This is a genomic window from Sphingobacterium wenxiniae (assembly GCF_900116225.1).
GTDB classification, from domain to species: Bacteria; Bacteroidota; Bacteroidia; order Sphingobacteriales; family Sphingobacteriaceae; genus Sphingobacterium; species Sphingobacterium wenxiniae.
The window spans coordinates 38,192-62,461 of record NZ_FOZZ01000005.1; the positions used below are offsets into that span (position 1 = coordinate 38,192).

The 24,270-nt window shown below is 40.5% G+C and carries 22 protein-coding genes; 9 read left to right on the plus strand and 13 right to left on the minus strand.

Translation table 11 applies throughout. The features are described 5' to 3' along the window. Window positions 1-14 precede the first annotated feature (14 nt). Window positions 15-221 carry a hypothetical protein gene (locus BM375_RS08110; protein ID WP_212611649.1) on the minus strand — a complete coding sequence of 69 codons (207 nt, stop codon included), beginning with the start codon at window positions 219-221 and terminating at the stop codon, window positions 15-17. Between the two features lie 135 nt (window positions 222-356). On the opposite strand from BM375_RS08110, the gene BM375_RS17315 reads away from it, so the two are divergent. Together BM375_RS17315 and BM375_RS08115 are read left to right on the plus strand one after the other, a co-directional pair. After that, window positions 357-512, plus strand: a complete 156-nt coding sequence (locus tag BM375_RS17315) for a hypothetical protein (protein ID WP_212611660.1) — start codon at window positions 357-359, stop codon at window positions 510-512. Between the two features lie 75 nt (window positions 513-587). Further along, window positions 588-1,553, plus strand: coding sequence for a sugar phosphate isomerase/epimerase family protein (locus BM375_RS08115; protein WP_093365103.1), 966 nt, complete (start codon window positions 588-590; stop codon window positions 1,551-1,553). Window positions 1,554-1,871: 318 nt separating this feature from the next. Here the strand turns inward: BM375_RS08115 and BM375_RS08120 are convergent, their stop codons facing one another. Both BM375_RS08120 and BM375_RS08125 read right to left on the minus strand, forming a co-directional pair. Beyond that, window positions 1,872-2,516, minus strand: a complete 645-nt coding sequence (locus tag BM375_RS08120) for a YiiX/YebB-like N1pC/P60 family cysteine hydrolase (protein WP_212611651.1) — start codon at window positions 2,514-2,516, stop codon at window positions 1,872-1,874. 33 nt (window positions 2,517-2,549) lie between these two features. After that, the gene (locus tag BM375_RS08125) at window positions 2,550-2,948 is read right to left on the minus strand and encodes an NUDIX hydrolase (protein ID WP_093365106.1); all 399 of its coding nucleotides are present in this window, start codon (window positions 2,946-2,948) and stop codon (window positions 2,550-2,552) included. Between the two features lie 169 nt (window positions 2,949-3,117). Here BM375_RS08125 and BM375_RS08130 point away from each other — a divergent pair, with 169 nt between their 5' ends. After that, a complete protein-coding gene (locus BM375_RS08130; protein WP_244525851.1) occupies window positions 3,118-3,510 on the plus strand; it encodes an RNA polymerase sigma factor in 393 nt (130 codons plus the stop codon). A gap of 4 nt (window positions 3,511-3,514) precedes the next feature. Then, window positions 3,515-4,072 (plus strand): hypothetical protein, encoded by a 558-nt coding sequence (locus BM375_RS08135; protein ID WP_093365108.1) that lies wholly within the window; start codon window positions 3,515-3,517, stop codon window positions 4,070-4,072. 21 nt (window positions 4,073-4,093) lie between these two features. Here the strand turns inward: BM375_RS08135 and BM375_RS08140 are convergent, their stop codons facing one another. After that, entirely contained in the window at window positions 4,094-5,380 is a 1,287-nt protein-coding gene (locus BM375_RS08140; protein WP_093365109.1) for a Gfo/Idh/MocA family protein, read from the minus strand. A gap of 364 nt (window positions 5,381-5,744) precedes the next feature. Between BM375_RS08140 and BM375_RS08145 the strand changes: the two genes are divergently transcribed. Then, entirely contained in the window at window positions 5,745-7,136 is a 1,392-nt protein-coding gene (locus tag BM375_RS08145) for an aminopeptidase P family protein (RefSeq protein WP_093365111.1), read from the plus strand. After that, on the plus strand, window positions 7,102-9,306 hold the full coding sequence (locus BM375_RS08150; protein WP_244525852.1) for a S9 family peptidase: 2,205 nt from the start codon (window positions 7,102-7,104) through the stop codon (window positions 9,304-9,306). The genes BM375_RS08145 and BM375_RS08150 overlap by 35 nt, the downstream gene beginning before the upstream one ends. A 222-nt stretch (window positions 9,307-9,528) precedes the next feature. Here the strand turns inward: BM375_RS08150 and BM375_RS08155 are convergent, their stop codons facing one another. The 5 genes from BM375_RS08155 to BM375_RS08175 all read right to left on the minus strand — a co-directional run bounded on the left by BM375_RS08155 (window position 9,529) and on the right by BM375_RS08175 (window position 17,972). Continuing rightward, entirely contained in the window at window positions 9,529-10,803 is a 1,275-nt protein-coding gene (locus BM375_RS08155; protein WP_093365112.1) for a glucose-1-phosphate adenylyltransferase, read from the minus strand. A gap of 10 nt (window positions 10,804-10,813) precedes the next feature. Further along, window positions 10,814-12,226 carry a glycogen synthase gene (locus BM375_RS08160; RefSeq protein ID WP_170852621.1) on the minus strand — a complete coding sequence of 471 codons (1,413 nt, stop codon included), beginning with the start codon at window positions 12,224-12,226 and terminating at the stop codon, window positions 10,814-10,816. A gap of 4 nt (window positions 12,227-12,230) precedes the next feature. Further along, on the minus strand, window positions 12,231-14,138 hold the full coding sequence (glgB, locus tag BM375_RS08165) for a 1,4-alpha-glucan branching protein GlgB (RefSeq protein WP_093365117.1): 1,908 nt from the start codon (window positions 14,136-14,138) through the stop codon (window positions 12,231-12,233). A gap of 24 nt (window positions 14,139-14,162) precedes the next feature. Then, on the minus strand, window positions 14,163-16,619 hold the full coding sequence (locus BM375_RS08170; protein ID WP_093365120.1) for a glycoside hydrolase family 31 protein: 2,457 nt from the start codon (window positions 16,617-16,619) through the stop codon (window positions 14,163-14,165). Between the two features lie 105 nt (window positions 16,620-16,724). Then, window positions 16,725-17,972: an ABC transporter permease gene (locus tag BM375_RS08175; protein WP_093365122.1), complete on the minus strand. Its 1,248-nt coding sequence runs from the start codon at window positions 17,970-17,972 to the stop codon at window positions 16,725-16,727. Between the two features lie 202 nt (window positions 17,973-18,174). Between BM375_RS08175 and queA the strand changes: the two genes are divergently transcribed. Further along, window positions 18,175-19,224 carry a tRNA preQ1(34) S-adenosylmethionine ribosyltransferase-isomerase QueA gene (gene queA / locus BM375_RS08180; protein WP_093365124.1) on the plus strand — a complete coding sequence of 350 codons (1,050 nt, stop codon included), beginning with the start codon at window positions 18,175-18,177 and terminating at the stop codon, window positions 19,222-19,224. A gap of 329 nt (window positions 19,225-19,553) precedes the next feature. On the opposite strand, the gene BM375_RS08185 is transcribed toward queA, so the two are convergent. Continuing rightward, window positions 19,554-19,865: a hypothetical protein gene (locus tag BM375_RS08185; RefSeq protein ID WP_093365126.1), complete on the minus strand. Its 312-nt coding sequence runs from the start codon at window positions 19,863-19,865 to the stop codon at window positions 19,554-19,556. A gap of 100 nt (window positions 19,866-19,965) precedes the next feature. On the opposite strand from BM375_RS08185, the gene BM375_RS08190 reads away from it, so the two are divergent. Next, window positions 19,966-20,226 (plus strand): hypothetical protein, encoded by a 261-nt coding sequence (locus BM375_RS08190; protein ID WP_139227533.1) that lies wholly within the window; start codon window positions 19,966-19,968, stop codon window positions 20,224-20,226. Then, window positions 20,223-20,903 (plus strand): ATP-binding cassette domain-containing protein, encoded by a 681-nt coding sequence (locus BM375_RS08195; protein WP_093365131.1) that lies wholly within the window; start codon window positions 20,223-20,225, stop codon window positions 20,901-20,903. Before BM375_RS08190 ends, BM375_RS08195 begins: the two co-directional genes overlap by 4 nt. 65 nt (window positions 20,904-20,968) lie before the next feature. Here the strand turns inward: BM375_RS08195 and rpmA are convergent, their stop codons facing one another. The 3 genes from rpmA to BM375_RS08210 all read right to left on the minus strand — a co-directional run bounded on the left by rpmA (window position 20,969) and on the right by BM375_RS08210 (window position 23,664). Beyond that, complete coding sequence (gene rpmA / locus BM375_RS08200; protein ID WP_093365132.1) at window positions 20,969-21,232, minus strand: 50S ribosomal protein L27; 264 nt, start codon at window positions 21,230-21,232, stop codon at window positions 20,969-20,971. Window positions 21,233-21,277: 45 nt separating this feature from the next. Further along, the gene (rplU, locus tag BM375_RS08205) at window positions 21,278-21,589 is read right to left on the minus strand and encodes a 50S ribosomal protein L21 (RefSeq protein ID WP_093365134.1); all 312 of its coding nucleotides are present in this window, start codon (window positions 21,587-21,589) and stop codon (window positions 21,278-21,280) included. Window positions 21,590-21,753: 164 nt separating this feature from the next. Continuing rightward, a complete protein-coding gene (locus tag BM375_RS08210; protein WP_093365136.1) occupies window positions 21,754-23,664 on the minus strand; it encodes an amidophosphoribosyltransferase in 1,911 nt (636 codons plus the stop codon). Window positions 23,665-24,270 lie beyond the last annotated feature (606 nt).

The following is a 24,270-nucleotide window of genomic DNA, read 5'->3' on the forward strand; positions in this document are numbered from 1 at the left end:
ATACCTGTAATGCATCACCGTCCGTCTAACCCTTTTTCCTTTAACCAGTCAGAAAGCAGATCGGCTATTTCTATATTGTTCAGGTCAGAAAAAGGAAAATGCGTGTTTCCCTTTATTCCGATTTCGGGCAGGTGGATCACAGTGACATCGCCACCATGCTGATTCACCACATCCCGCCATAGTTTAGCCATTTCCAAGCGAGCACGCCAACCATTTGCCAAGGTCTTTGAGCTAAATTCCGAGATGATACACCCCTTTGCTATCTATAATCAGAAACGGTCGTGACTTTGAGTAAAATTTACTCTATACCCAACTGACAATACAGCATCAATATTGTAATACTTTACTTTAACATTTTGGCTTTTCCCTTGAATTGCTCCGTGTTGGGTGGTATGTTCCAAAACGGAACTAACCGCATTTTCGTCCAATTCTGGGTTAATATACAGTCCTTAGGGAATTATGATTGGGCAGAAGCTGATAAACCTATTGTTTGCAAACTGATGGTGGAATAAATTGATTATCGTTTATACATTTTAAAGCAGAATAATTCTTAAATTGTGCCTTATATAAACCCTAAATCAAATACCATGAAAGAAGAAACATCATTATCCCGCCGCACATGGCTTAAAAACGTCGCGTTGGCAGGAGCTGCAACGGTGCTATCATCGGATTTATTAGCAGAAGAAAAAGTAGCGAACAATAGTAAACCTGCTAAATATGAATCTCCAATACGCTTTGCCGTATCTTCCTATTCCTACTGGCATTTTGAAAAAGTAAAGTATCCCATAGAACGTGTTATTGAAAATGCTTCAAAGCTAGGTTTCGATGGTGTGGAAATTCTACACCGACAGATGGAGAGTGAAGAGATTCCATACATGAATAAATTGAAGCGTTTAGCCTTTGATGCTGGTCTGGCACTCCCTATGCTATCCATCCACCAAAGCTTTGTTAAACCTGATATCGAAGCACGGAAAAAAGATATTGAACACACCAGACACTGCATAAGATTAGCTGTACAGATGGGGATTCCCTGTATCCGGATGAACACGGGAAGTTGGGGAACAGGCCGATCCAATCCTGATTATTACAAAACAGGAATAGAGACTCCCCTTCCTGGATATACAGATGAAGATGCTATCAAATGGTGTATCGATGGTTTAGCAGAGTGTTTGATAGATGCCGAAAAAGCAGGCGTTATATTGGCTATTGAAAACCATTGGGGTTTGTCTTCAAACATCGATTATCTAGAACGCATTTACTTAGCCTTAAAGGATTCTCCAGCCATGGGATTGAATTTGGATACAGGAAATTATGTTGGCGACCCTTATCCACAATTTGAACGTTTAGTGGGTCACGCCAATATTATACAGGCAAAAACATATTATGGAGGAGGACATTATTACGACTTAGATTTGGATTATCCACGCATTGGAAAAATAGCCCGTGAGAAAGGCTTCAAAGGCTATGTATCGTTAGAGATGGAAGGTAAAGAAAACCCAGACATCGCCGTACCGAAAAGTTTAGAGGTTCTTCGAAAAGCATTTAATGGATAACACCATTATTGAATGACATCCTTACCTGCTATATTGACAGTTTTCAAAAGGAGTACGGACTTTACAGGAAATGATCAGTTGTAAAAAAACATAGAATCATTTTGTTACTGTTAAAATCTGTTAAGCAACCTGTCATTTTCAAAAACGGCACAGAGATTGATTATATCTTAATACTTTTCATAAATTAGGTTTATAATTGGTTAGTTAGCTAAAATCCTGAGGTTTCCCGCCTCAGGATTTTTATGTTTTACTTAAACCAAGAAGAGAATAAGAAATTTGCATTCATCATAGAGAATAGCAGTTAAATGCGCATAAAGACTACTGAAAAACACCTATACGCTGGACATGTTCATTTGCTGCCAAACCATTCGGATTACAACCAATTTTTCCTTCTGGCGCTTCTATGCCCAATTTCTCATAAAAAACTAGCCAAAAATCGTCAACTTTTCCGGTCTGCGGATTGACAAAAGTCATCGGTTCAAGTGAAAACAGCGATACCGATCGGAAAGCTCTTTCAATAAAATCGGAGCAATAATAAGACGTATCATTCAGCACATACGACCAATTATAAGGTTTGCCCAACATAGATCTTGCACGTTCGATAGCTTCTGGAATAGCTGCTCTAAATACCTCACTGACACGATAAACCACAAAAGTAGTTTCTTTTTGCTCTCCCCGTTTCAACAAACTATCCAAAGGCTCTCGCACCGAACCTTTAGAACCCGTAGCATGCAGGACATAGGGTTGTCCCTCGGCAAGCTCGATTAATCCTACATGGTCAAAAGACACATCAGCCGTACGTTGGGTCACGCGATTGATGGCTCCAGAGAGATGCTCACGTTGCGCTCCCACAAAAACCAAATCGCCGGAATACAAAGCCACACCCCGATAGCTCAAAGGCTCTTGACCAAATACAAATGCTTGAAAGGTTATAAAAAGAAATAACAACGTGAATTTCATCATAACACAAAGATAGTAGGTTCGGAGAAGAATGCTCTATTCTATCCAGTCGTTTTCCAGTAGATATGTGAAAATAAACTGATCCACAGGAGAAATCTTATCTCTATCAGCTGTACTCAAAAAAGCATATTCAGCAATTTCAGAGGTGGGTCGGATCTGCCCCTTATAATCTGCCGTATAACAAGTCATCTTTACGATGACACCTTGTGCGTGGTTGGCTGCTTGTGCTTGAAATGTGCCGATATAACGCAGACTACTCAAGTCGATTTCCACATCAAGCTCTTCTTTGATCTCCCTTGTAAGGGTTTCCACATCATTTTCCAAGGGTTCACGCTTGCCTCCTGGCAGAAACCAAATCTCCGAACCCGCAGAACGGGTGCTAAGTATTTTCTTATCTTGAATATATATCCAGGCAACTTTATCTATTACTTTCATCCGTCACAAATTAATGAAACTTACAAAAAAAATTAAATCTTTGTAAGAATTGCTCTCCAAAAAACAACTAATTACAAAAACACATGAATGGAAAAAGACTTTTTACATATTATCGATCAACATCAGGGTATCATTTACAAAGTCTGCAAATTATACAGAACTTATAAAGATGAACAGGAAGATCTTTTTTCAGGACATTGTACTCCAATTATGGCGGGCTTACCCGAAGTTTAGAGGAGAATCCAAAGTAAGTACGTGGATATACCGTATCGCCATCAATACAGCGATAACCTCCTTTCGTAAAAAAAATGCTCCTATCGAATTACAGGAGCATTTACCCGCTGACAACTGGCACACTGAAAATATCGAACCCTCAGAAAATGAAGAGAAGATGTTTCAGGCAATCCGCATGTTAAAAAAAGAAGATAGGGCCTTAATAGCTCTTTTTCTGGAAGATTATTCTTATCGGGAAATAGCACAAATTATAGGAATATCGGAAAACTATGTGGCTGTAAAAATGAGTAGAATAAAAGACAAATTAAAAGATATACTAAAAAGTTAAAAGCATGAATATCGAACAATTAAAAACGGAGTGGCAACAATTCCCCTCTCCTCACAAAAGCAAAAAACAACTCTGGTCAATGACAAGAATCATCAATCATCCCGATTTATACCGAATACGAGTACAGTTTGTTATGGAAGTCATCGCCATCTCCCTATTTTGTTTTATTTATTACGATGCTTTTGACGGGCAGAATAAACCCCTATGGGCAAATGTCCTCTTACTATGCAGTATAACCATTTATCTCGTACAACGCATCATGGCTTGGTTTTATTTACGGTCTACATACCATAATCAAAATCTTAAAGCTAATTTAAACCATTTTGTGAAGAGATTAAGATGGATTTCCCTATTATCCCTTTCTACGTATATTCTATTCATGACAGCAGTAGTAACATTCTTTCTGTCGTCCATAATATTTACACCGACAAAATTAACAGGCTTAATTCTTATTATAATCGCTACGGCCTGGGGAGGCTTTTCCAGTTTAAAACTATGGAGAAAAAGAATAACCGGTATTCAAGCCGTACTCCGTGGATATGAAGAAGAATTTCACACATAGGAAAAATTCATATCGGTATGGCTATCCCAAAATAGCAGGTAGTTCATACCCATTATTATAGCTCGGCTGTATATAAACATTGGCTTCAGCATCCGTAAACTGTTCCTGTGCAACATCCCAAAACAACTTTTTACCTGTTCGGTAAGCAATATTCCCCATTTGCGAAAAGCGGGCGATATGTGCTCCTGCCTGAATAGGCGCATGAAGCAATTTCGTATTCCGCTGGCGGATAGCCTGCACAAAATTTTTCGTATGTTCTTCCAAACCATTGTCCACAGCTTTTTGCAAGGATACAGCTTCCATCCTGTCGCCTTCCGGAATAACTTCCCAACCGTCCCTGTTAAGCACCAAAGTACCATTTTGACCAATAAAAGCCACACCATGATTTCGAACATAAGGTCCGAGACCAATACCTATAGCATGTTCCCATTGAATATTGAAATCCGCAAATTCATACACAACCGATAAAGTATCAGGCGTTTCCGAGGCCCCATTCGGCACCGCATATTTACCTCCCGATGCCATAATGGATATGGGATCGGAAACGTTCATGCCCAACAGGGCATAATCCAGCATGTGTACACCCCAATCCGTCATCAATCCACCGGCATAATCCCAGAACCAACGAAACTCAAAATGAAACCGGTTGGGATTAAACGCTCTTTTTGGAGCAGGACCTAACCACTTATCATAATGCACGCCCAATGGCGGCTCACTGTCCGGCATAGGTTCTATCGGCTTTTTCCAATCCACATAAGACCAGGCCTTAACTGTCCGTATTTTACCTAAATGCCCGGCATGGACAAAATTAATCGCATCCCGGAAATGTTGTTGGCTCCTTTGCCACTGCCCTACCTGCACAATGCTCGAATGCTTTTCCACCGCCTTCACCATGATGGCACACTCCGCTATCGAATTACCGATCGGCTTCTCCACATAAACATCTTTCCCGGCACGTACCGCATCAACCATTTGCAGACAATGCCAATGATCCGGCGTCGCGATAATGACTGCATCAACCGTATCTCCTTTCAGCATTTCCTTGTAATCGATATACTTTTTTACCGCAATGCCCTGTTTCTGCAATTCATTTGCCCGTTGCAGCAGGGTATTTTCATCGACATCACTGAGCGCGGTACACACAACATTCGTATTTTTCAGAATAGCTTTCAGGTTGGACCAACCCATACCATGCACACCAATCAATCCAACACGAATTGTAGAAACCGAGGTAGCGCCATAAGAAAAGGGCATAAAAGCAGAAGCCGCCAACAAAGATGAGGCCTTAATAAAATCTTTTCTTTTCATCTTGCAATAAAAAAACTCATTGATGCAGTTAAGGTTTATTACTCAAAAATAGCCATTACCAAATATATTCCCAAGCTTCCACCCTTGTAATAATTAAATTACGAACAGACGCACTTAGAGCCTGTTTAAAAATAAATACCCAACAGTTTCCAACCACTATGTTTTATCTTTCGACAAGCTCAAGATGACACATGAACGTTTTTTTTCACACTGAGCTCTGTCGTTGTGCCTCGCTGTGTCTCGGCTCTGACGAGGACTATGGCGAAGAAAGTGCGGTAAAACCAGAAATTTAAACAGCAGTCGCCAATTCTTGCTTTTTTTCTTAGATTCGTTTCACTTTTCAATTACACTAAAACACAATATTATGTTCTCTGTAGATACTTATCAACACCGAAGAGAAAGGCTAAAGAAACAAGTTGGCAGCGGTATTATCCTGCTTTTGGGCAATATCGAAAACCCCATCAATTTTGAACACAACACCTACCCTTTCCGGCAAGACAGTACTTTTTTATATTATTTCGGTATAAAAGCCCCAAAACTGGCTGCTATAATTGATCTGGATGAAAACAAAGAAATTATTTTTGGATACGAACTAAGCATTGACGATATCGTGTGGACAGGGAAGCAGGAAACATTGAAAGAGAAGGCTATGAAATCTGGCATAAACGACAGCAGACCTTTCGATACATTGGCAAGCTATTTACAGCAAGCCCTACAACAAAACAGGTTTGTCCACTATTTGCCAGCTTACCAATCAGCAAACAAAATCCTTATCAGTCAACTATTACAGATAAAAATAGATGCTATACAGCCTTCCACAACCTTAATCCAAGCAGTTGTAGCGCAGCGATCCATCAAGGAAGAACAGGAAATCGTACAAATTGAGGAAGCCATACGCGTATCAACAGAAATGCATCTTTTGGCGATGCGCATGACAAAACCCGGGATAAAAGAATATGAAATCACAAACGCGATACAGCATCTGGCCGCAAACCAGGGTTGTCCTTTCGCCTATCCGCCTATTGTCACCATACACGGTGAAATCCTACACAACCAAGCCAACCATAATCTATTGAAAAGCGGAAATCTGGTACTCAATGATTCCGGTGTGGAGACTGCTATGGGTTATGCCGGAGATTTGACACGTACTTTTCCTGTTGACCGCAAATTCACTACGAAACAACGCGAGTTATACGATGTTGTATTAAAAGCATTCACCGATGCCCGCGATATGCTTCGCCCGGGAATAACCTTCAAAGAAGTGCATCTGCAAGCTGCAACCTCTTTAGTTAACGGACTAAAGGAAGTGGGATTGATGCAAGGAAATACCGAAGAAGCCGTAAAAAACCATGCGCACACCATGTTCTTCCAATGCGGTTTGGGGCACATGATGGGTCTGGATGTACACGATATGGAGGATTTGGGCGAGCAATATGTCGGCTACACACAAGCAGAGCCGAAAGATACAACGACATTCGGGCTGAAATCTCTACGATTAGGCAAAGCCTTGGAACCGGGATTTGTGCTTACCATCGAACCGGGCATCTACATCATCCCAGACCTCATCGATATGTGGAGAGCAGAGAAGAAAAACGAAGATTTTATTAATTATGAAAAACTGGAAGAATATCGCCATTTTGGAGGCATACGCATTGAAGATGATTTCTTAATTACAGAAAATAATTTCCGCTTATTAGGACCTGAGTTGATAAAAACAGCAGATGAAATTGAAAACTATAGAACGAACCATGTATAAAATTAACATACCTCTTGTAAAGACCATTGTCTTTTTGACGAGCTTTTTTATAGCAAGTCTGTCGTTTGGACAAATGCAATGGACGCCAGACGGAAATGCCTATTATAGCTTTACGGAATCGGGTATCGATATTGTTCATCTTATCGACAAAAGTAAAAATACAAACTTCTTAAAGCGACAAGACCTTATCCCACAAGGGAAACATGAGCCGTTGCATGTACAAAGTTTCCAAGTCTCGCCAGATGGCAAGCTTCTTCTTCTATTTACCAATACTCAACGGGTATGGCGCGAAAATACCAGAGGTGATTACTGGATATTTAACAGCGAAAGCAAAAAATTAACACAATTAGGTGCAGGCCTTTCCGAAGCATCTCTTATGTTTGCCAAGTTTTCACCCGATGGCTCAAAAGTAGCTTTTGTTTCGAAACATAATATCTATATCCAGCGCTTAAACGATTTTCAATACGAACAAATAACCCACGATGGTACAGACCGCATCATTAACGGCACCTTTGATTGGGCTTACGAAGAAGAGTTCGGAACAAAAGACGGTTTTCGGTGGTCTCCTGACGGAAAGAAAATAGCATTTTGGAAACAAGATGCACGAAGTACCCGAAACTTCCTGATGATAAATAACACTGATAGTCTCTACTCTTTTACGATTCCTGTGGAATATCCAAAAGTAGGCATGAATCCCTCGGCAACAAGTGTCTGGTTGTACGACCTTGAAGAGAAGAGCACCAGAAAAGTAGAAATAGAAGGCGACGAAGCGCAACATTATATTCCACGCATGGAATGGGTTTTGGATGCTAAGTCCATTATCCTCCAACAACTCAACCGCAAACAAAATCACAGCAAAATCATACTGACAGATGCCAATACCGGAAAGAGTAGTACCATTCACACGGAGGAAGATTCCGCATGGATAGATATTAAAGCACGTTGGAATAACGGCGATCCCAGTGGTTGGGATTGGACAGACAATGGAAAAGCATTCATCTGGGTATCGGAGAAAGGTGGTTTTAGGCAGATATATAAAATCAACCTTGAAGGAAAAGAAACGCTCCTTACAACAGATGATTTCGATGTCATTCAGATAGATATGATCGATACCAAAAACGGTTACATTTATTTTTCAGCCTCTCCTTCCAATGCTACCCAGCAATACTTATACAGTATACCGTTAAAAGGAGGCAAAGCTACACGTGTAACACCGAAAAACTATGCAGGAACAAACTATTACAGTATTTCACCCAATGGCAAAGTTGCGCTTTTCCAAACAAGCAGTACAAGCTATATGGCTTCTGGAGCAGTCGTATCCCTTCCTGAGCACAAAGAGCTAGTAACACCACACTCGACACGCAAAGCCGGGCCTAACGATGCAAAGACAGAATTTTTCAAAGTAACTACAGTTGATGATGTGGAATTAGACGGTTGGATGGTCAGACCTAAAGATTTTGATCCAACAAAGAAATACCCTATTGTTTTCTTCGTATACGGAGAACCTGCCATGCAAACGGTAATGGACAACTTCTATGCCGGCAAAAACAGATTATACTTAGGCGACATGGCAGAAGATGGTTATATCTATGTATCTTTAGAGAACCGGGGAACGCCTGCACCCAAAGGTAGAAAATGGCGTAAATCAATCTACCGCAACATCGGAATCGTTAATATCCGTGACCAGGCAATGGGTGCCAAAGAAGTGTTCAAATGGGGATTTGTGGACACTACACGTGTCGCTGTATGGGGATGGAGCGGTGGCGGTGCTTCGACGCTCAACCTGTTAGGACAATATCCAGATATTTATCAGACAGGCATTTCCATCGCCCCTGTAACCAATCAGCTGCTCTATGACAACATCTATCAGGAGCGTTACATGGGATTGCCTCAAGAGAACGAGGCCGATTTCTTAAAGGGTTCTGCCATCACCTATGCTAAAAATGTGAAAGGTAATCTCTTGCTGGTTCATGGTACAGGTGACGACAATGTACATTATCAAAATGCAGAAGTATATATTAATGAATTGGTAAAACACGGGATTCCTTTCCAGATGATGGCTTATCCGAACCGTAGCCATTCCATCAATGAAGGTACTGGAACAAGTGAACACTTGGCAAAAACCTATTCCCAGTTTTTGAAGACATTTTGTCCACCAGGAGGGAGGTAAGACTGTTTATCTAAGGATATAAGCAAATCGATTTGTTAAAAAATGTTAAGACAGTGTAGAATATGTAATATAGGAACAGAAGTTGCCGTTATATAGGTACATTTCATAATTTCATAGGTTAATAATTGGTTAGTTAGTAAAAAGTCTCGGAGCTCCCCGCTCCGGGATTTTTTTATTAAAAAAGGGGCTGTTTCCAGCCCCTCACACTTTATAGTGGATTAATTAGCAGCCAATCGTTGTTCCATTTGGAATCACAGCATCTTTCTTCACCACAACAATTCCATCACAGATGGAATGTGTATAGAAGTTTCCGTCATCCAAGTGTGGACCACCTTTGATACGCACATCATTGCCAATACGACAGTTCTTATCCAGGATAACATTCTCGATATAGCAACGTTCGCCGACGCCTATTGGGGGTGGTTGCTGTGAACTAACTTTTTCCAACACCTCTTCCAATTTTTCGTAATAATCGCTACCCATCATATAGGTTGCTTTCATGACCGTGCCAGCTGCTATCCGCGAACGCACACCGATCACCGAACGTTCCAACTTATCTGCATTAAGAATACACCCATCGGCGACAACTGTATTATTTAATGTCGTTCCTGATATTTTAGACGGCGGCAACATACGCGCACGTGTGTAAACCGTCTCATTGAACAAGTTGAAGTCCGGAATATCATCCGTAAGACCGATATTGGCATCGAAAAACGATTTAATCGTTCCAATATCAGTCCAATAGCCGTCAAATTGATAGCTCAAAACCTTTTTAGTCTCTATTGCATCAGGAATGATCTCCTTACCGAAATCAAGGCCCGGGTTTTCTTCCAACATACCTTTCAAGACACCTTTGGAAAACACATAGATTCCCATAGAAGCCAGATAGTTCCTTCCTTGCTGTTGCATTTCTTCAGACACCTCAGACGGCCAATTAGGTAGTTCTTCTTTTGGTGGTTTCTCTACAAAGGACGTAATCTCATTGGCATCATTAGATTTTAAGATACCAAATCCTGTTGCATCTTTTGCCGTTACAGGGATGGTTGCGATGGTGACATCACCTCCATTTTCCACATGAAAATCAACCATAGCGGAATAATCCATCTGGTACAACTGATCGCCCGAAAGAATCAGCACATAGTCATAATCAACATTGATTAGATTCTTTTGTGTACGCCGTACAGCATCTGCAGTTCCCTCGAACCAGCTATCACCTTCGGCGGTCTGCTCTGCAGCAAGAATATCCACAAAGCCCTTACTAAAAAGGCTGAAATTGTAAGAATTCTTAATGTGCTTGTTCAAAGAAGCCGAATTGAACTGCGTCAATACAAAAATCTTGTTATAACCAGAATTCAAACAGTTTGAAATAGGAATATCGACCAAGCGATATTTCCCAGCAATAGGGACTGCGGGTTTTGAACGTTTTTCCGTCAATGGGTAGAGCCTCGTACCGCGGCCTCCTCCTAAAACAATCGATACTACTTTGTGTTGTGCCATACCTCTAAAATTACAACCGGTTATACAAATTGATATACTGTTGAGCGGATTTATCCCAAGAGAAATCCAACTCCATTTCTTTCTTACGGATACGTTGCATTTTGCCGCGTCCTCCAATATATTCCAAAGCACGTTCTACTGCCGAAACAGCATCCTGTGCCCTCGCTTCCGGGAATACAAATCCGTAACCGTTCTTTTCCGTTACGTCGACTACTGTATCCTTCAATCCGCCTATTGCCCTTACAATCGGAATTGTACCATATTTCATCGCATACAGTTGATTCAATCCACAAGGCTCTACACGTGATGGCATTAAAATCATGTCAGCAGCCGCATATACTTCATGCGCCAAGCCTTCATTATAGCCAAAGAACACTTTGAGATTATCGGGATACCTGTCTAACAACGCTTGTAGGTTCGCTTGGATTTGCTCATCTCCAGAGCCCAGTATAAATATACTTATTTTATTTTCAGGATTCCCAAAAATATTTTCAATTACTTCCGGCAACAAATCTGCACCCTTTTCACCCGCAAAACGTCCGATATAAGTTAATAAAGGCAACGAAGCATCCAAACCTACTTTTTCACAGAATGTTTTTTTATTCTTCTCTTTACCTTTTTTCACCGCAGCAACATCATAATTATTCGGAATCAGTTCATCTTCTGTAGGATTCCAATAAGCATCATCAATACCATTGACAATACCAAATCCTTTTTCAGATTCTGTTCTAAATAGCCCTTCCAGACCATTTGCCTGTTCATAAAGCTCCAACAAATAGCCTTCACTAACCGTGGTAAAAGCGTCACTGCACTTAATCGCCGAAGCTAAAGGATTAATCACTCCATCCCAGTCCAACAATCCCCAACGCCAAGTATCAAACGCGGGAAGTAAAACGCCTTTATTCCAAGGCATCCAACCTTGATACTGCCCGTTATGCACAGTAATCACTGTCTTGACATCATCAAATTGGTTAAAGTCCGTTGCATGTTTCATCAAGAAAGGTACCAGCCCCACATGATGATCATGGCAATTAACTACATCCGGCATAATATTCGCGTGCTTCATCCAATGTAGGAAAGCATGTTGAAAAGCAATCCATTGCTCAGCTTCATCCGGGTAACAATATACTTCCGGACGGTCTAATTTTCCTGGAATTTTGATAAGATAAAGAGGAAAACCCAAACTATCTTTTCCCTCCTTGAGAACTTGGTAATGCAGCACCTCCGACCCCTGAAAGAAACTTCCTTCAAATACGGTTTTCAGTTTTTTCGATTGTGTAAAAGGACGATCGTACCAAGGCGAAACCACCCATGCATCTTGCTTTAATTTTCTTTGATAACGTGGCAATGCACCAACGACGTCAGCCAATCCACCAACTTTTGCCAAAGGAAAACACTCTACACTTAAATGTATGATATGCATAATTTTAAACTCTTTTTAAAACCACCCCACTTAAAGGTGGTAATGTTAATGCTATAGATTGTTCACACTCCATCCACGCAATAGCTTCTGACTTAGCCGCTTGTTGATTGACACCACTTCCGTGATAAATTTCATCATCCGAGTTCAAGAGTACTTCCCATTCTCCCGCATACGGAACGCCAACACGATAGCCATCCCGCACAACAGGTGTCAAATTGAGAACCACTAAGACCGTGTCCGCTTGCTTGTTTCCCTTACGTAGGTAAGCAAACACACTATTGGTATGATCACCCAATTCTATCCATTGGAAACCATCCGAACTAAATGCTTTTTCGTACAAAGCTGGCTGCTCTTTGTAAAGTGCGTTAAGATCTTTGACAAATCGCTGCAGACCTTTATGTGGCGCAAATTGCGTCAAATGCCAATCGAGCGATTGGTTAATACTCCACTCCGCGGTTTGCCCAAATTCACCGCCCATAAACAAGAGCTTCGTACCAACGAACGTAAACATATACAGGTAAAGCGCACGCAGGTTGGCAAATTTCTGCCATTCATCGCCCGGCATTTTGTATAACAAAGATTGCTTGCCGTACACGACCTCATCATGCGATAGCGGCAGCATAAAGTTTTCATGGAAACTATAAACCGTTCCAAAGGTCATCTTATCGTGATGGTACGAGCGATTGATCGGATCCTCCTTAAAATAGTTCAAGGTATCATGCATCCAACCCATCATCCATTTCATACCGAAGCCAAGTCCTCCATCGAATGTCGGGCGGCTTACGCCTGGCCAGGAAGTGGATTCCTCAGCAATAGTCTGCACATCAGGAAAGTGGGAATAGACCGCTTCATTGAACTCCTTTAAAAAGTGTACAGCTTCCAAATTCTCATTTCCGCCATACTCATTTGGTATCCATTCATCTGCTTTACGAGAATAATCCAAATACAACATCGAAGCCACTGCATCAACACGTAAACCATCAATATGATATCGGTCTAGCCAGAAAAAGGCATTGGAGATCAGAAAAGATCGCACCTCATTCCGTCCGTAATTGAAAATATAGGATTTCCAATCCGGATGGAACCCTTTACGAGAGTCTTCATGCTCATAAAGAGCCGTACCATCAAATCGGTATAAGCCGTGTCCATCACCAGGGAAATGCGAAGGTACCCAGTCAAGAATAACACCAATATTGTTTTTATGCAACATATCGATAAGATACATCAGATCCTGCGGACTGCCATATCTGGATGAGGTTGCAAAATACCCTGTAATCTGGTAGCCCCATGATGGATAATACGGGTGCTCCATAATCGGCATTAATTCCACATGCGTAAAACCCATCTCCTTAATGTATGGCACCAATTTGTCGGCGACTTCACGATAGTTCAAAAAACGTTCGGGGTCTTCCGGGTCTCGCTGCCAGGAGCCGATGTGCATTTCGTAGACCGAATACGGCTTGTCAAGAGCATTGTGATCCGCACGGTTGCGCATCCAAGCATTATCATTCCAAGCATACCATGTTGTGGATACAATGGAGGCGGTTTTCGGGGCCTGTTCAGCGAATAAAGCAAAAGGATCGGCTTTCTCTAAGTGTTCACCAGTACTGGAGTGGATCTGATATTTGTATACCTCACCTAAGCCAAGCCCTTCAATAAAACCTTCCCAAATACCACTACTATCCCATCGCGGATACAGCTCATGACTGTGCGGGTTCCACCCGTTAAAATTTCCGATAACGGATACCGATTGTGCGTTAGGGGCCCAAACGGCAAAATAAACACCTTCTTTACCATTTTGGGTAACTGTACGAGAACCTAACTTCTCGTACAATTTAAAATGTTTACCAGATCGAAATAACGCTATATCAAAATCTGAAAAAAGGGAATATACTTCTACTGGATAATTCATAACCCTCGGTTTATTTGTTAAAGATTAGTCAATTATCAATTTTCTGAATTCTTTCTCTACGGAAATGTAAGGTGTTCCTTCTTCATCGTAAGACCAAGCGACAGTATCACCATCCACGTGTACGGATTTGCTCTCTGCTGGTAAACCGAAGAAATACAACTTGTATGTATCAAAACGTTCGTTGTACAAGCCTTCTATATGCTGTCTAACCGAAAGCACATTATTCTGACATTCTACAATAAAGTGTTTTTCATTGTACACACTTTGCTCATAAGCAAAAGTCTCTCCATGGTCAATGTATACATAAGAGTCATGCGTACCCTCACCATAGTAGATATTCAGTTTTAATGCATCAATGTTTTTCTCAAATGTATATTGCATCACTGGATATTCTGGAATTACGCTACCTCCTTTTACGAAAACAGGCATCTCATCCAAAGGAGTATCTATCAAATGCTCCTGACCTCCTTCAAAAAATTTCTCACCGAAATAATAGTACCAACTTCCTTCAGGTAGATAGACCACTTTAGAAGTCTGTCCTGGATTAATCACAGGAGATACTAAAATCTGATCCCCAAAACCAAACTCTTCTTCTCTCAGTAAGTTCTTAGGCTTATGCTGTTCCAACAAGGAAATAGGACGCAAAATCGGCTCACGATACTTGTGTTGACGCCAAAATATCGTGTAGATATAAGGCAATAACTTATAACGCAATTCAATAAATTTCTTACAGATAGCCTCCCATTCTGGTCCAAAACTCCATGGCTCACGGTCACGGGTATCACCTGCAGAGTGTACGCGCATGAAAGGTGAGAACACACCAAACTGCATCCAACGCGTATACAATTCTCCATCCGGTTCACCTGTAAAACCACCAATATCTGTACCACAGAATGACAACCCCGACATAGACAAACGTTGTAATTGCAACAAGCCTATGCGCAAGTGTTCCCAAGTAGCAATATTATCACCTGTCCATACGGACGAATAACGTTGTGTTCCCGCATAAGCCGCACGTGTAATCGTAAACGGACGTTTGTTTTTCTGCAATTTTTTCAGACCATCGTATGTAGAACGAACCATCTGCATACCATACACATTATGTGCTTTGCGGTGGGAACCTCTGATTCCATCAAAATGGTGTCTTACATCGTCAGGGAAAGTTCCGCGCCCAAATACAGCAGGCTCGTTCATGTCATTCCAAACCCCCGCTACACCGTCTTCCACAAGACCCTCATACAACGTTCCCCACCATTCACGCACTTTCGGGTTGGTATAATCTGGGAACTGGCAGCGTCCTGGCCACACATAGCCCTCCATAAAATAGTCATCTCCCCGACGACAGAAATATTTATTTTCTTTTCCTTCCTGGAACACCCAGTAATCTTCGTCTACTTTGATCCCTGGATCAATCATCACGACCGTCTTGAAACCATCGGCTGCTAAGTCGGCAATCATCTTTTTAGGATCTGGGAAATAACGTTTATTCCAAGTGAAACAACGATAGCCGTCCATATAATCTATATCCAAGTAGATTGCATCACATGGGATAGAGCGTTTTCTGAATTGCTCCGCTACCTCACGAACATTCGCCTCTGGATAATAGCTCCAACGACACTGGTGGTAACCAATCGCCCACAATGGTGGCATATAGTGTGTGCCCGTAAGTTCATGATAGCGCTTTATAACGTCCATCATTAACGGCCCTTGGATATAATAGTATTGCAACTCACCTCCTTCGGACCAGAAACTGGTCTGGTTATTCTGTTCTGCAGCGAAATCAAAGAAAGTTTTAAACGTATTATCAAAGAAAATACCATAGGCATCACTATCAGTCACACCAATATAGAATGGTATAGTCTTATATAAAGGGTCTTGGTTAAAACCAAACCCATAAGTATCAGAATTCCAGTTGCTAAAGCGACGCCCACGAAGATTTAAATTTGTCGATTTATCTCCCAAACCAAAAAATGCTTCATCGCTCTGAGCTTCTTTAGTACAATAGACATAGTATCCCCCAAAATCCGGGCTTTCTTCCCAGTGCATCGGTGCATGGTCACGATTAATCGTTTTCCCTTTCGTATCGCCAAAGGAAATGAAGAAATTATCTTTCTGAATTCTACAGGTTGTAGCTGCTGTTTTCACCAAATAAGCATCTTCTAATTCTTCTAACGAGAAAGAGGTTGGATGCAGGTGTAGATCTGTTTTCACGGCATATGAAAAATCATCCAAGAAAGTTCCTTGCGGAGCTAATCGTACGCGGATAATTTCATCCGAAAAGATGCGAACCTCAACTTTGGCTTTTCCATCGGTAAAAACATAGGCGTTTCCTTCTTTGGAATACGAACGTACTTGGGATAAATAATTCTTCTCAATTGCAGGGACATCCAACACTGGATTGTTCACGTGATGTATATTATCTAAGGACTCCTCGCCCAGTATATCCACTGCGAATTCTTCCTTTTTTTCTAAATCAGGCATTTTACTTCTCTCTCTTATGGTTTACATTAAAAATTATTGCACTTAAATTACAATAATTTCCTTGATAAAGAAGAAAAATAAAAGAAAAAAATTTGAAAAATGAAATTATTTACTTCGGATGGCCTCTACAGGATCAAGACGGGCAGCATTCAGAGCGGGAACGATTCCGGCAATCAAGCCTATGATGGTAGATAGAATAGTTGTTAGCATGACCATCTTCAAACTCACCACAATAGTTACATCAAGAGCCAATTTCACTAAACCAGCCAAACCGTAAACAATACCCAATCCGATCGCACCGCCAATCAAGCAGAGTAAAATACTCTCAATCAGGAATTGCGAAAGAATAAAAAAGTTTTTTGCTCCCAAAGCCTTTTGAATTCCAATAAGATTAGTTCGCTCTTTCACACTTACAAACATGATATTCGCAATACCGAAACCTCCAACAAGAATAGAAAAGATACCGATACAAAAGCCAGCAAGGTTAATAATCGTAAACATTTGGTCGAGCTGAGCTGTTATCAGTGTTGTTTTATTTACAGAAAAATTATCTTCACGCTGAGGAGCTAGTCTACGCGATGATCGCATAATTCCTATCAATTCACTTTCAGCTTCCTCTAAGGAGTAGGGATATTTCACTTCTATGGCGATACTAGGACCATAATTTTCATAGTTCACAATATTTCGCGCCAGCGTAAAAGGAATATAAGCAACATCGTCATTTGACACGTTCATTAATACGCCTGCCCCTTCTTTCTTAAGCACACCAATAACTTGCAGTCTTCGCCCCACCAAAGTAATATATTTCCCAATAGGGTCTTCATTGGGGAAAAGCCCTTCAGCGATGGTTGCACCAAGAATAACGCTCGGCCCTGCTGCACGCGATTCCTGTTCCGTGAAATACCGACCTTCTACAATATCTAAATTCCGAATACTGTAAAGCTCATGCGTACCCGCGGTTACCGTAATATTCGCGGCAGAATTATTATCATATTTTGCTGTGCTGTTTGAGATATTGATGGTATAGGCTACCTGTTCTGCAGTAGTCATTCGGTCTCTGACAGCTTCAAAGTCTACATATTTAGGTTCAGGACGATTGATGTACTTCCACCAAGGAAAATCTGGCCCTCCATCCCAAGGCCATTTTTCTATATACAAAGTACGACTACCTATCTTCTTAACGGATTCTTCCAGGTTATTACGCAGGGTATCTACCGCAGAAAAAACACCTATAATGGTCATGATTCCGATAGTCACACCCAACAGAGACAACAGTGTACGCGTACGGTTATCCCGCAACGCCGACACGGCAAAAACGAAACTTTCTCTGATCAGGGTTAGAAACAAACGCATACGGTTATAAAAGTATAATTTTTTTTTGATTAACCAATGAATTGTTTTATCTGTCTCGATAACGGTCTATAAGGTTAAACAATACAAACAAAACATGATATTTAGATTAATAATTCGTAGCTTTGTAAGCCTTTTTGAAACCTTAAGGAGCGGTTGTTTGTTAAGGTATTCAACAACATACATAATATTGAAATAGTAAAAGATGAAATTATCACAGTTTAAATTCAACTTACCGGAATCACTGTTAGCGTCAGAACCTTCAGAGCACCGTGATGAATCACGCCTTATGGTTTTACACCGTGATACGGGAAAAATAGAGCACAAGATTTTCAAGGATGTTTTGGATTATTTTGATGACCAAGACGTCATGATCTTGAATAACACGAAAGTTTTCCCTGCGCGTATGTACGGTAACAAAGAGAAAACAGGCGCTACCATCGAAGTGTTTCTTCTAAGGGAATTGAACAAAGAGTTGCGTTTATGGGACGTTCTTGTTGACCCAGCTCGTAAAATCCGTGTGGGCAACAAGCTATATTTTGGCGATGATGATTTATTGGTTGCAGAAGTCGTAGACAACACAACTTCCCGCGGACGTACTATCCGTTTCCTATTTGACGGTACAGATGAAGAGTTCCGCCGCAATATCGAAATATTGGGTGAAACCCCACTTCCAAAATACATTAAACGTAAAGCTACTCCGGAAGACAAATTCCGTTACCAGACCATCTATGCAAAAAATGAAGGTGCTGTAGCAGCTCCAACTGCTGGCTTACACTTCTCTCGCGAATTGATGAAACGCTTAGAATTGAAAGGCATCAATTTTGCCGAAGTGACATTACATGTTGGCTTAGGGACTTTCCGCACAGTAGAAGTAGAAGACCTGACCAAACACAAAATGGACTCAGAGCAATTCATCATCACCGATCAGGCAGCTAAAGTAGTCAACAAAGGTATAGATGAAAAAAGAAGAGTTTGTGCCGTGGGAACAACTTCCATGCGTGCTATCGAATCTTCTGTTTCAGCCGACAAACACCTCAAAGCAGCTAACGACTGGACTAGCAAATTTATATATCCACCTTACGATTTCAGCATCGCTAATTCGATGATTACCAATTTCCACACACCGGAATCAACTTTATTGGTAATGATTGCAGCATTTGGCGGTTATGAAAATGTAATGAACGCTTATGAAGTAGCTGTAAAAGAAAAATACAGATTCTATTCCTACGGCGATGCTATGTTGATTATTTAATAATCTAAAATAAATAATATTGGGTAGAGACGTAGCGATGCTACGTCTCTACTAATATAAGGCGGTTAGTAAATGAGAAAACGATGATTGTGAACTACTTTAAACTCCAGGGAAGAATCCTCAAAAGGCACATCTCCGATGCCGGCTTCCCTCCCGTTGTTCTCCTTCCAGCAATAATTCTGCTTTACATAGCCTTATATTACTTTTATCAAATCGTCTCCAACTTAGGGAGCTTACCTCCTCATCTTAGCCAACATTCAATACCTTTTCTCGTTATCGGATTTTAAAAGAAATGACTTCCTAAAAACGATATTTACAAAAACAGCTTACTACAAAATCAGACTCTTGGAAAACAGCCTCATCAGCTTCGGGTCAGCAATTCTTCTATGCTTAAATAACCAATACATTTTAGCTCTACTACTGTCCGTAGCGTGCGGACTTTTTATTTTCTTATCCACCTCCTCCTTTTGGAAACGATGTATTCCCACTCCTTTTACTAAAAAGCCATTTGAATTTATCATAGGGTTTCGCAACAGTTGGCTGTTATTACTGTGCTTGTACACTATTAGCATCATTGCTTTTACAGTAAATAATATCAATCTGGCATTATTCTGTCTGTTTTGCATCTGCTTATCTTGCATTTTTTATTATCAAAGCCCCGAACCGTCCCTTATCCATTGGAACCAGAACCGGAAACCGGCTTCCTTCTTGCGCTATAAGATTTGGCGAGGCATCATACAGTTGAGTATACTCCTAGGTCCGGTTCTCCTTCTTTTTGCCATTCTGCACTTGGACGAATTTCACAAAGCTATTGTGGTATGGTTGCTGGGGCTTACCCTAATTCCATTTATAATTACCATGAAATATGCTGTATTTCCAAGAAAGATGAGCGTTACAGAACTAACGATTGTAGGGCTTTGTTTGGCCTTCTACCCATTGATATTAGCCATCATCCCCTATTATTATTTCAAAGCGATTAACAATTTAAAAAACACAGCATGATTCGTATAGCCAATATATCAAAATCCTACGGAAACAAAAAAGTGCTTAACGACATCAGCAGCAATTTTGAACAAGGCAAGGTCTATGGTATTGTTGGGGAAAACGGTGCAGGAAAGACAACGTTGTTTCGCTGCATTGCAGGCTTGGAATCTTATACAGGGGATATAAGTTGTGATAAACCGCCATTAAAGAATCGCTTGGGATTATTAACATCCGAACCTTACTACCTGAACAAAATAACAGGAGAGGAATATATTTACGTTCTGACCGATGCACGTAAGATACAGTTCAGGAGCTTACATGAACGCAACATCTTCCAGCTGCCTTTGAAAGAGTACGTTTCCAACTATTCTACAAGCATGAAGAAAAAACTGGCTTTAACCGCTGTCTTACTTCAGGAGAACGACTACTTTATCCTTGATGAACCCTATAACGGCATCGACCTTGAGAGTTCCATTATCCTAAGCCACATCATCCATCGACTAAAAGAAACAGGTAAAACTATCTTGATATCATCCCACATTTTCTCTACACTGAAAGACTGTTGCGACCAGATATTAGTATTGGAAGCGGGTCAGATAAGGAAAATGGTTGAGAAGGAAAATTTTCAAGAACTAGAGGAAGAAATGAGAAGAAAGGTCTTACTAAAGGATATAGACAAGTTGATTAAAGGTTAGTCCTTAAACAGAATAAGCCGTCAGAAAAATCTGACGGCTTATTCTGTTTCTTTGGAAAACCTTACTTAGTTTTTCTCTGCAGGAACTACAGAAACGTAAGATTTATTGTTTGCTTTTTTACGGAATACTACTGTACCGTCGATCAAAGCGAATAATGTATGGTCTTTACCGATACCTACGTTAGTATCAGGATTGTGTTTTGTACCACGCTGACGAACGATAATGTTACCAGCGATAGCTTGTTGACCACCAAAAATTTTGATACCTAATCTCTTACTATGTGACTCACGGCCGTTCTTGGAACTACCCGCACCTTTTTTGTGTGCCATTTCTTTATCTTAATTTATGACGTAAAGTCAGATTAAAAATTCTATTTACAAACTGATACCAGTAATCTGGATTTTAGTGAATTGCTGACGGTGACCGTTTTTCTTTTTGTAGCCTTTACGACGTTTTTTCTTGAAAACGATTACTTTATCACCTTTCAAATGAGACAAAATCGTAGCCGAAACTTTTGCTCCTTCAATTGTAGGTGCTCCTACAGTGAATTTACCACCGTCTTCTGCTAACAATACATTGTCAAATTCAATAGTAGCGCCCTCTTCTCCTTGTAAGCGGTGTACAAAAAGAGACTGGTCTTTTACAACCTTAAATTGCTGTCCTGCTATATTTACTATTGCGTACATTGTTATATAATATAATTGTTAAATATTTTAATGAGTTGCAAAGGTATGAAAACAAATTAAAAAGTAAAAATTAAATAGTAAAAAATTATCAGTGGTAAGTAGTCAGTAACATTATAAACTATCACTTACAACTGACCACGTATCACTTACTGACTTATGACTAATTAACTACTAAAATAAGCTCTCACATTTTTACCCTCTACCCAGTTCATAAACGCCCTGTTCACGACCTTATTACCTCCTGGAGTCGGATAATCCCCAGAGAAATACCAGTCACCTTTATGGTTAGGACACGCTTTATGCAAATTATTCAGTGTCTGGTAAATAATCTGTAGTTCTGCTTTCAGCGAGTGCGGCCGTACGATGTTTGCAATTTCTATCGATATTTCCTCATCCGAGAACGGCTCATAGATTGCTTTTACATAATTCTCGACCTCGTCTTTCGGCTTGGTAATAGAGGCTAAACATTTTTGGTAAACTTCATCGACAATATGTCCCATCCCGCGCTGCTTTAACAAATTGATTGCAGCCTCAAACGCAACGAACTCACCCATTCTGGACATATCGATACCATAACAGTCTGGATAGCGGATTTGTGGTGCAGAAGACACGATAACAATCTTCTTCGGGTTTAATCTATCTAAGATAGTCAAGATACTTTGCTTAAGCGTAGTACCACGCACAATAGAATCATCAATAGCAACGATCGTATCTTGATGATCCTTCACAATACCATACGTCGTATCATAAACATGTTGCACCATATCGGTACGGTCAGCATCCTGTGTAATAAACGTTCGAAGTTTCGCGTCTTTCACATTCAGCTTCTCGAAACGCGGTGTAATATTGAGCATTTCCTCTAGTTCCTCGTCGGATATTTTTTCAGCACGCTTCAACAGAACATCTTTCTGATAATCACGAACATACCTATTCACCCCTTCCATCATACCGTAGTAAGAAACCTCAGCCGTGTTAGGGATAAAGGAGAACACCGTGTTTTTAATATCATGATTCACCGCTTCCAATACCTGAGGAATCAGTAAGTGTCCTAATTCTTTTCTTTCTTTATAAATATCGGCATCCGATCCCCGAGAGAAATAGATACGTTCAAAAGAACACGATTTCTGTTCAACCGGCTGACGGAACATTTCTTCTGTAATTGTACCATCCTTCTTCGCTATCAGCGCATGTCCGGGCTTAATTTCCTGCACTGCTTCCAAAGGAATATTAAAAGCCGTTTGGATAACCGGTCGCTCAGACGCAACCACCAGTACTTCATCATCTTGGTAATAGAAAGCTGGACGGATACCTGCCGGATCACGCATAACGAATGCATCGCCGTGTCCGAAAATCCCTGCAATTGTATATCCCCCGTCCCAAGTTTTCGCTGAACGTGTCAAAATATTAGCCACATCCAGATTTTTAGCTATCAGTGCACTTATTTCAATATTCGAATAACCTTCCTGCTTGAACTTATCAAAAAGCTCCTGGTTCTCATCATCCAAAAAGTGTCCGATTTTCTCCAGTACCGTAACCGTATCTGCCTGCTCTTTTGGATGTTGCCCCAATTCATAAAGCTGTTGCAAAAGTTCATCTACATTTGTCATATTGAAGTTTCCGGCAACAACCAAGTTACGGCTCATCCAATTGTTTTGTCTTAAGAACGGATGGCAACTTTCGATACTATTTTTACCATGCGTACCATAACGCAAATGCCCTAGCAGAACCTCTCCGGTAAAACTTACATGATCTTTCAACCAAGTAGTATCCTTCGATTCCTGTGGATAAGCCTTATGGACAGCTGCAAATTTTTTCTGCACATATTCGAAAATATCCGCCACTGCCGACGCCCCCATTGCCCGATAACGTGAGATATAACGGTTTCCAGGTTTTACATCAAATTTAATAGTAGCAATACCCGCACCGTCTTGTCCTCTATTATGCTGTTTCTCCATCAGGAGATACAATTTATTTATGCCATAATAGGGCGTACCATATTTTTCTTGATAATAAGACAGGGGTTTTAAAAGTCGAATAAGTGCTATTCCGCACTCATGTTTTATAGCGTCACTCATTAGCTTGAATTGAGATGCAAAAATAGAAAATATTTAGAAAAAAAACATAGTGATTCCCTTCATTTCAATGATATTATCTAAAGCCTCAGATCCTACCCCGAGAAAACTTAGGGATAACAAAGAAAAAGGATAATACACAACGGGATTACAAGCGATAAAAACCTGTGAAATAGAGAGGTTAAAGAACTACGCTGTCATAAAGTTATAGATAGTTTTCAACTCCACACATCATTTTGAGGAAAAACATATAAACAACAACTTGCTCACGACATATAACAAAACGCCCAACATATACTTATTACCAAACTACATAAACAACACAACAGACACAACTGCTTTCCACAACATGTAAATATACCTGTCCTTCCCATACAAACTCATATTCATAAACGCAACAGTTTATTCCACAGTGTAAATCGTATTTTTCTTGCTGTACATATTCTTAGCAAAGGATACAATAGTCTTTATAAGAACCTACACGATCATATAGTTAACGTAACGTGTCGTTGTTGTTTTGCTACGTAACATGCCTTTAAAGAAAGGCAAATTTCCTTAAAAGAACAATGTCGTTACCTTAAATTAAACAGCGGAACACAATTTGTATGC

Coding starts and splice junctions, on each gene's coding strand:
- BM375_RS08115 (WP_093365103.1), top strand. CDS start 588: ATGAAAGAAGAAACATCATTATCCCGCCGCACATGGCTTAAAAACGTC.
- BM375_RS08120 (WP_212611651.1), bottom strand. CDS start 2,516: ATGATGAAATTCACGTTGTTATTTCTTTTTATAACCTTTCAAGCATTT.
- BM375_RS08125 (WP_093365106.1), bottom strand. CDS start 2,948: ATGAAAGTAATAGATAAAGTTGCCTGGATATATATTCAAGATAAGAAA.
- BM375_RS08130 (WP_244525851.1), top strand. CDS start 3,118: ATGAACAGGAAGATCTTTTTTCAGGACATTGTACTCCAATTATGGCGG.
- BM375_RS08135 (WP_093365108.1), top strand. CDS start 3,515: ATGAATATCGAACAATTAAAAACGGAGTGGCAACAATTCCCCTCTCCT.
- BM375_RS08140 (WP_093365109.1), bottom strand. CDS start 5,380: ATGAAAAGAAAAGATTTTATTAAGGCCTCATCTTTGTTGGCGGCTTCT.
- BM375_RS08145 (WP_093365111.1), top strand. CDS start 5,745: ATGTTCTCTGTAGATACTTATCAACACCGAAGAGAAAGGCTAAAGAAA.
- BM375_RS08150 (WP_244525852.1), top strand. CDS start 7,102: ATGAAATTGAAAACTATAGAACGAACCATGTATAAAATTAACATACCT.
- BM375_RS08155 (WP_093365112.1), bottom strand. CDS start 10,803: ATGGCACAACACAAAGTAGTATCGATTGTTTTAGGAGGAGGCCGCGGT.
- BM375_RS08160 (WP_170852621.1), bottom strand. CDS start 12,226: ATGCATATCATACATTTAAGTGTAGAGTGTTTTCCTTTGGCAAAAGTT.
- glgB (WP_093365117.1), bottom strand. CDS start 14,138: ATGAATTATCCAGTAGAAGTATATTCCCTTTTTTCAGATTTTGATATA.
- BM375_RS08170 (WP_093365120.1), bottom strand. CDS start 16,619: ATGCCTGATTTAGAAAAAAAGGAAGAATTCGCAGTGGATATACTGGGC.
- BM375_RS08175 (WP_093365122.1), bottom strand. CDS start 17,972: ATGCGTTTGTTTCTAACCCTGATCAGAGAAAGTTTCGTTTTTGCCGTG.
- queA (WP_093365124.1), top strand. CDS start 18,175: ATGAAATTATCACAGTTTAAATTCAACTTACCGGAATCACTGTTAGCG.
- BM375_RS08185 (WP_093365126.1), bottom strand. CDS start 19,865: ATGCAAGATAAGCAGATGCAAAACAGACAGAATAATGCCAGATTGATA.
- BM375_RS08195 (WP_093365131.1), top strand. CDS start 20,223: ATGATTCGTATAGCCAATATATCAAAATCCTACGGAAACAAAAAAGTG.
- rpmA (WP_093365132.1), bottom strand. CDS start 21,232: ATGGCACACAAAAAAGGTGCGGGTAGTTCCAAGAACGGCCGTGAGTCA.
- rplU (WP_093365134.1), bottom strand. CDS start 21,589: ATGTACGCAATAGTAAATATAGCAGGACAGCAATTTAAGGTTGTAAAA.
- BM375_RS08210 (WP_093365136.1), bottom strand. CDS start 23,664: ATGAGTGACGCTATAAAACATGAGTGCGGAATAGCACTTATTCGACTT.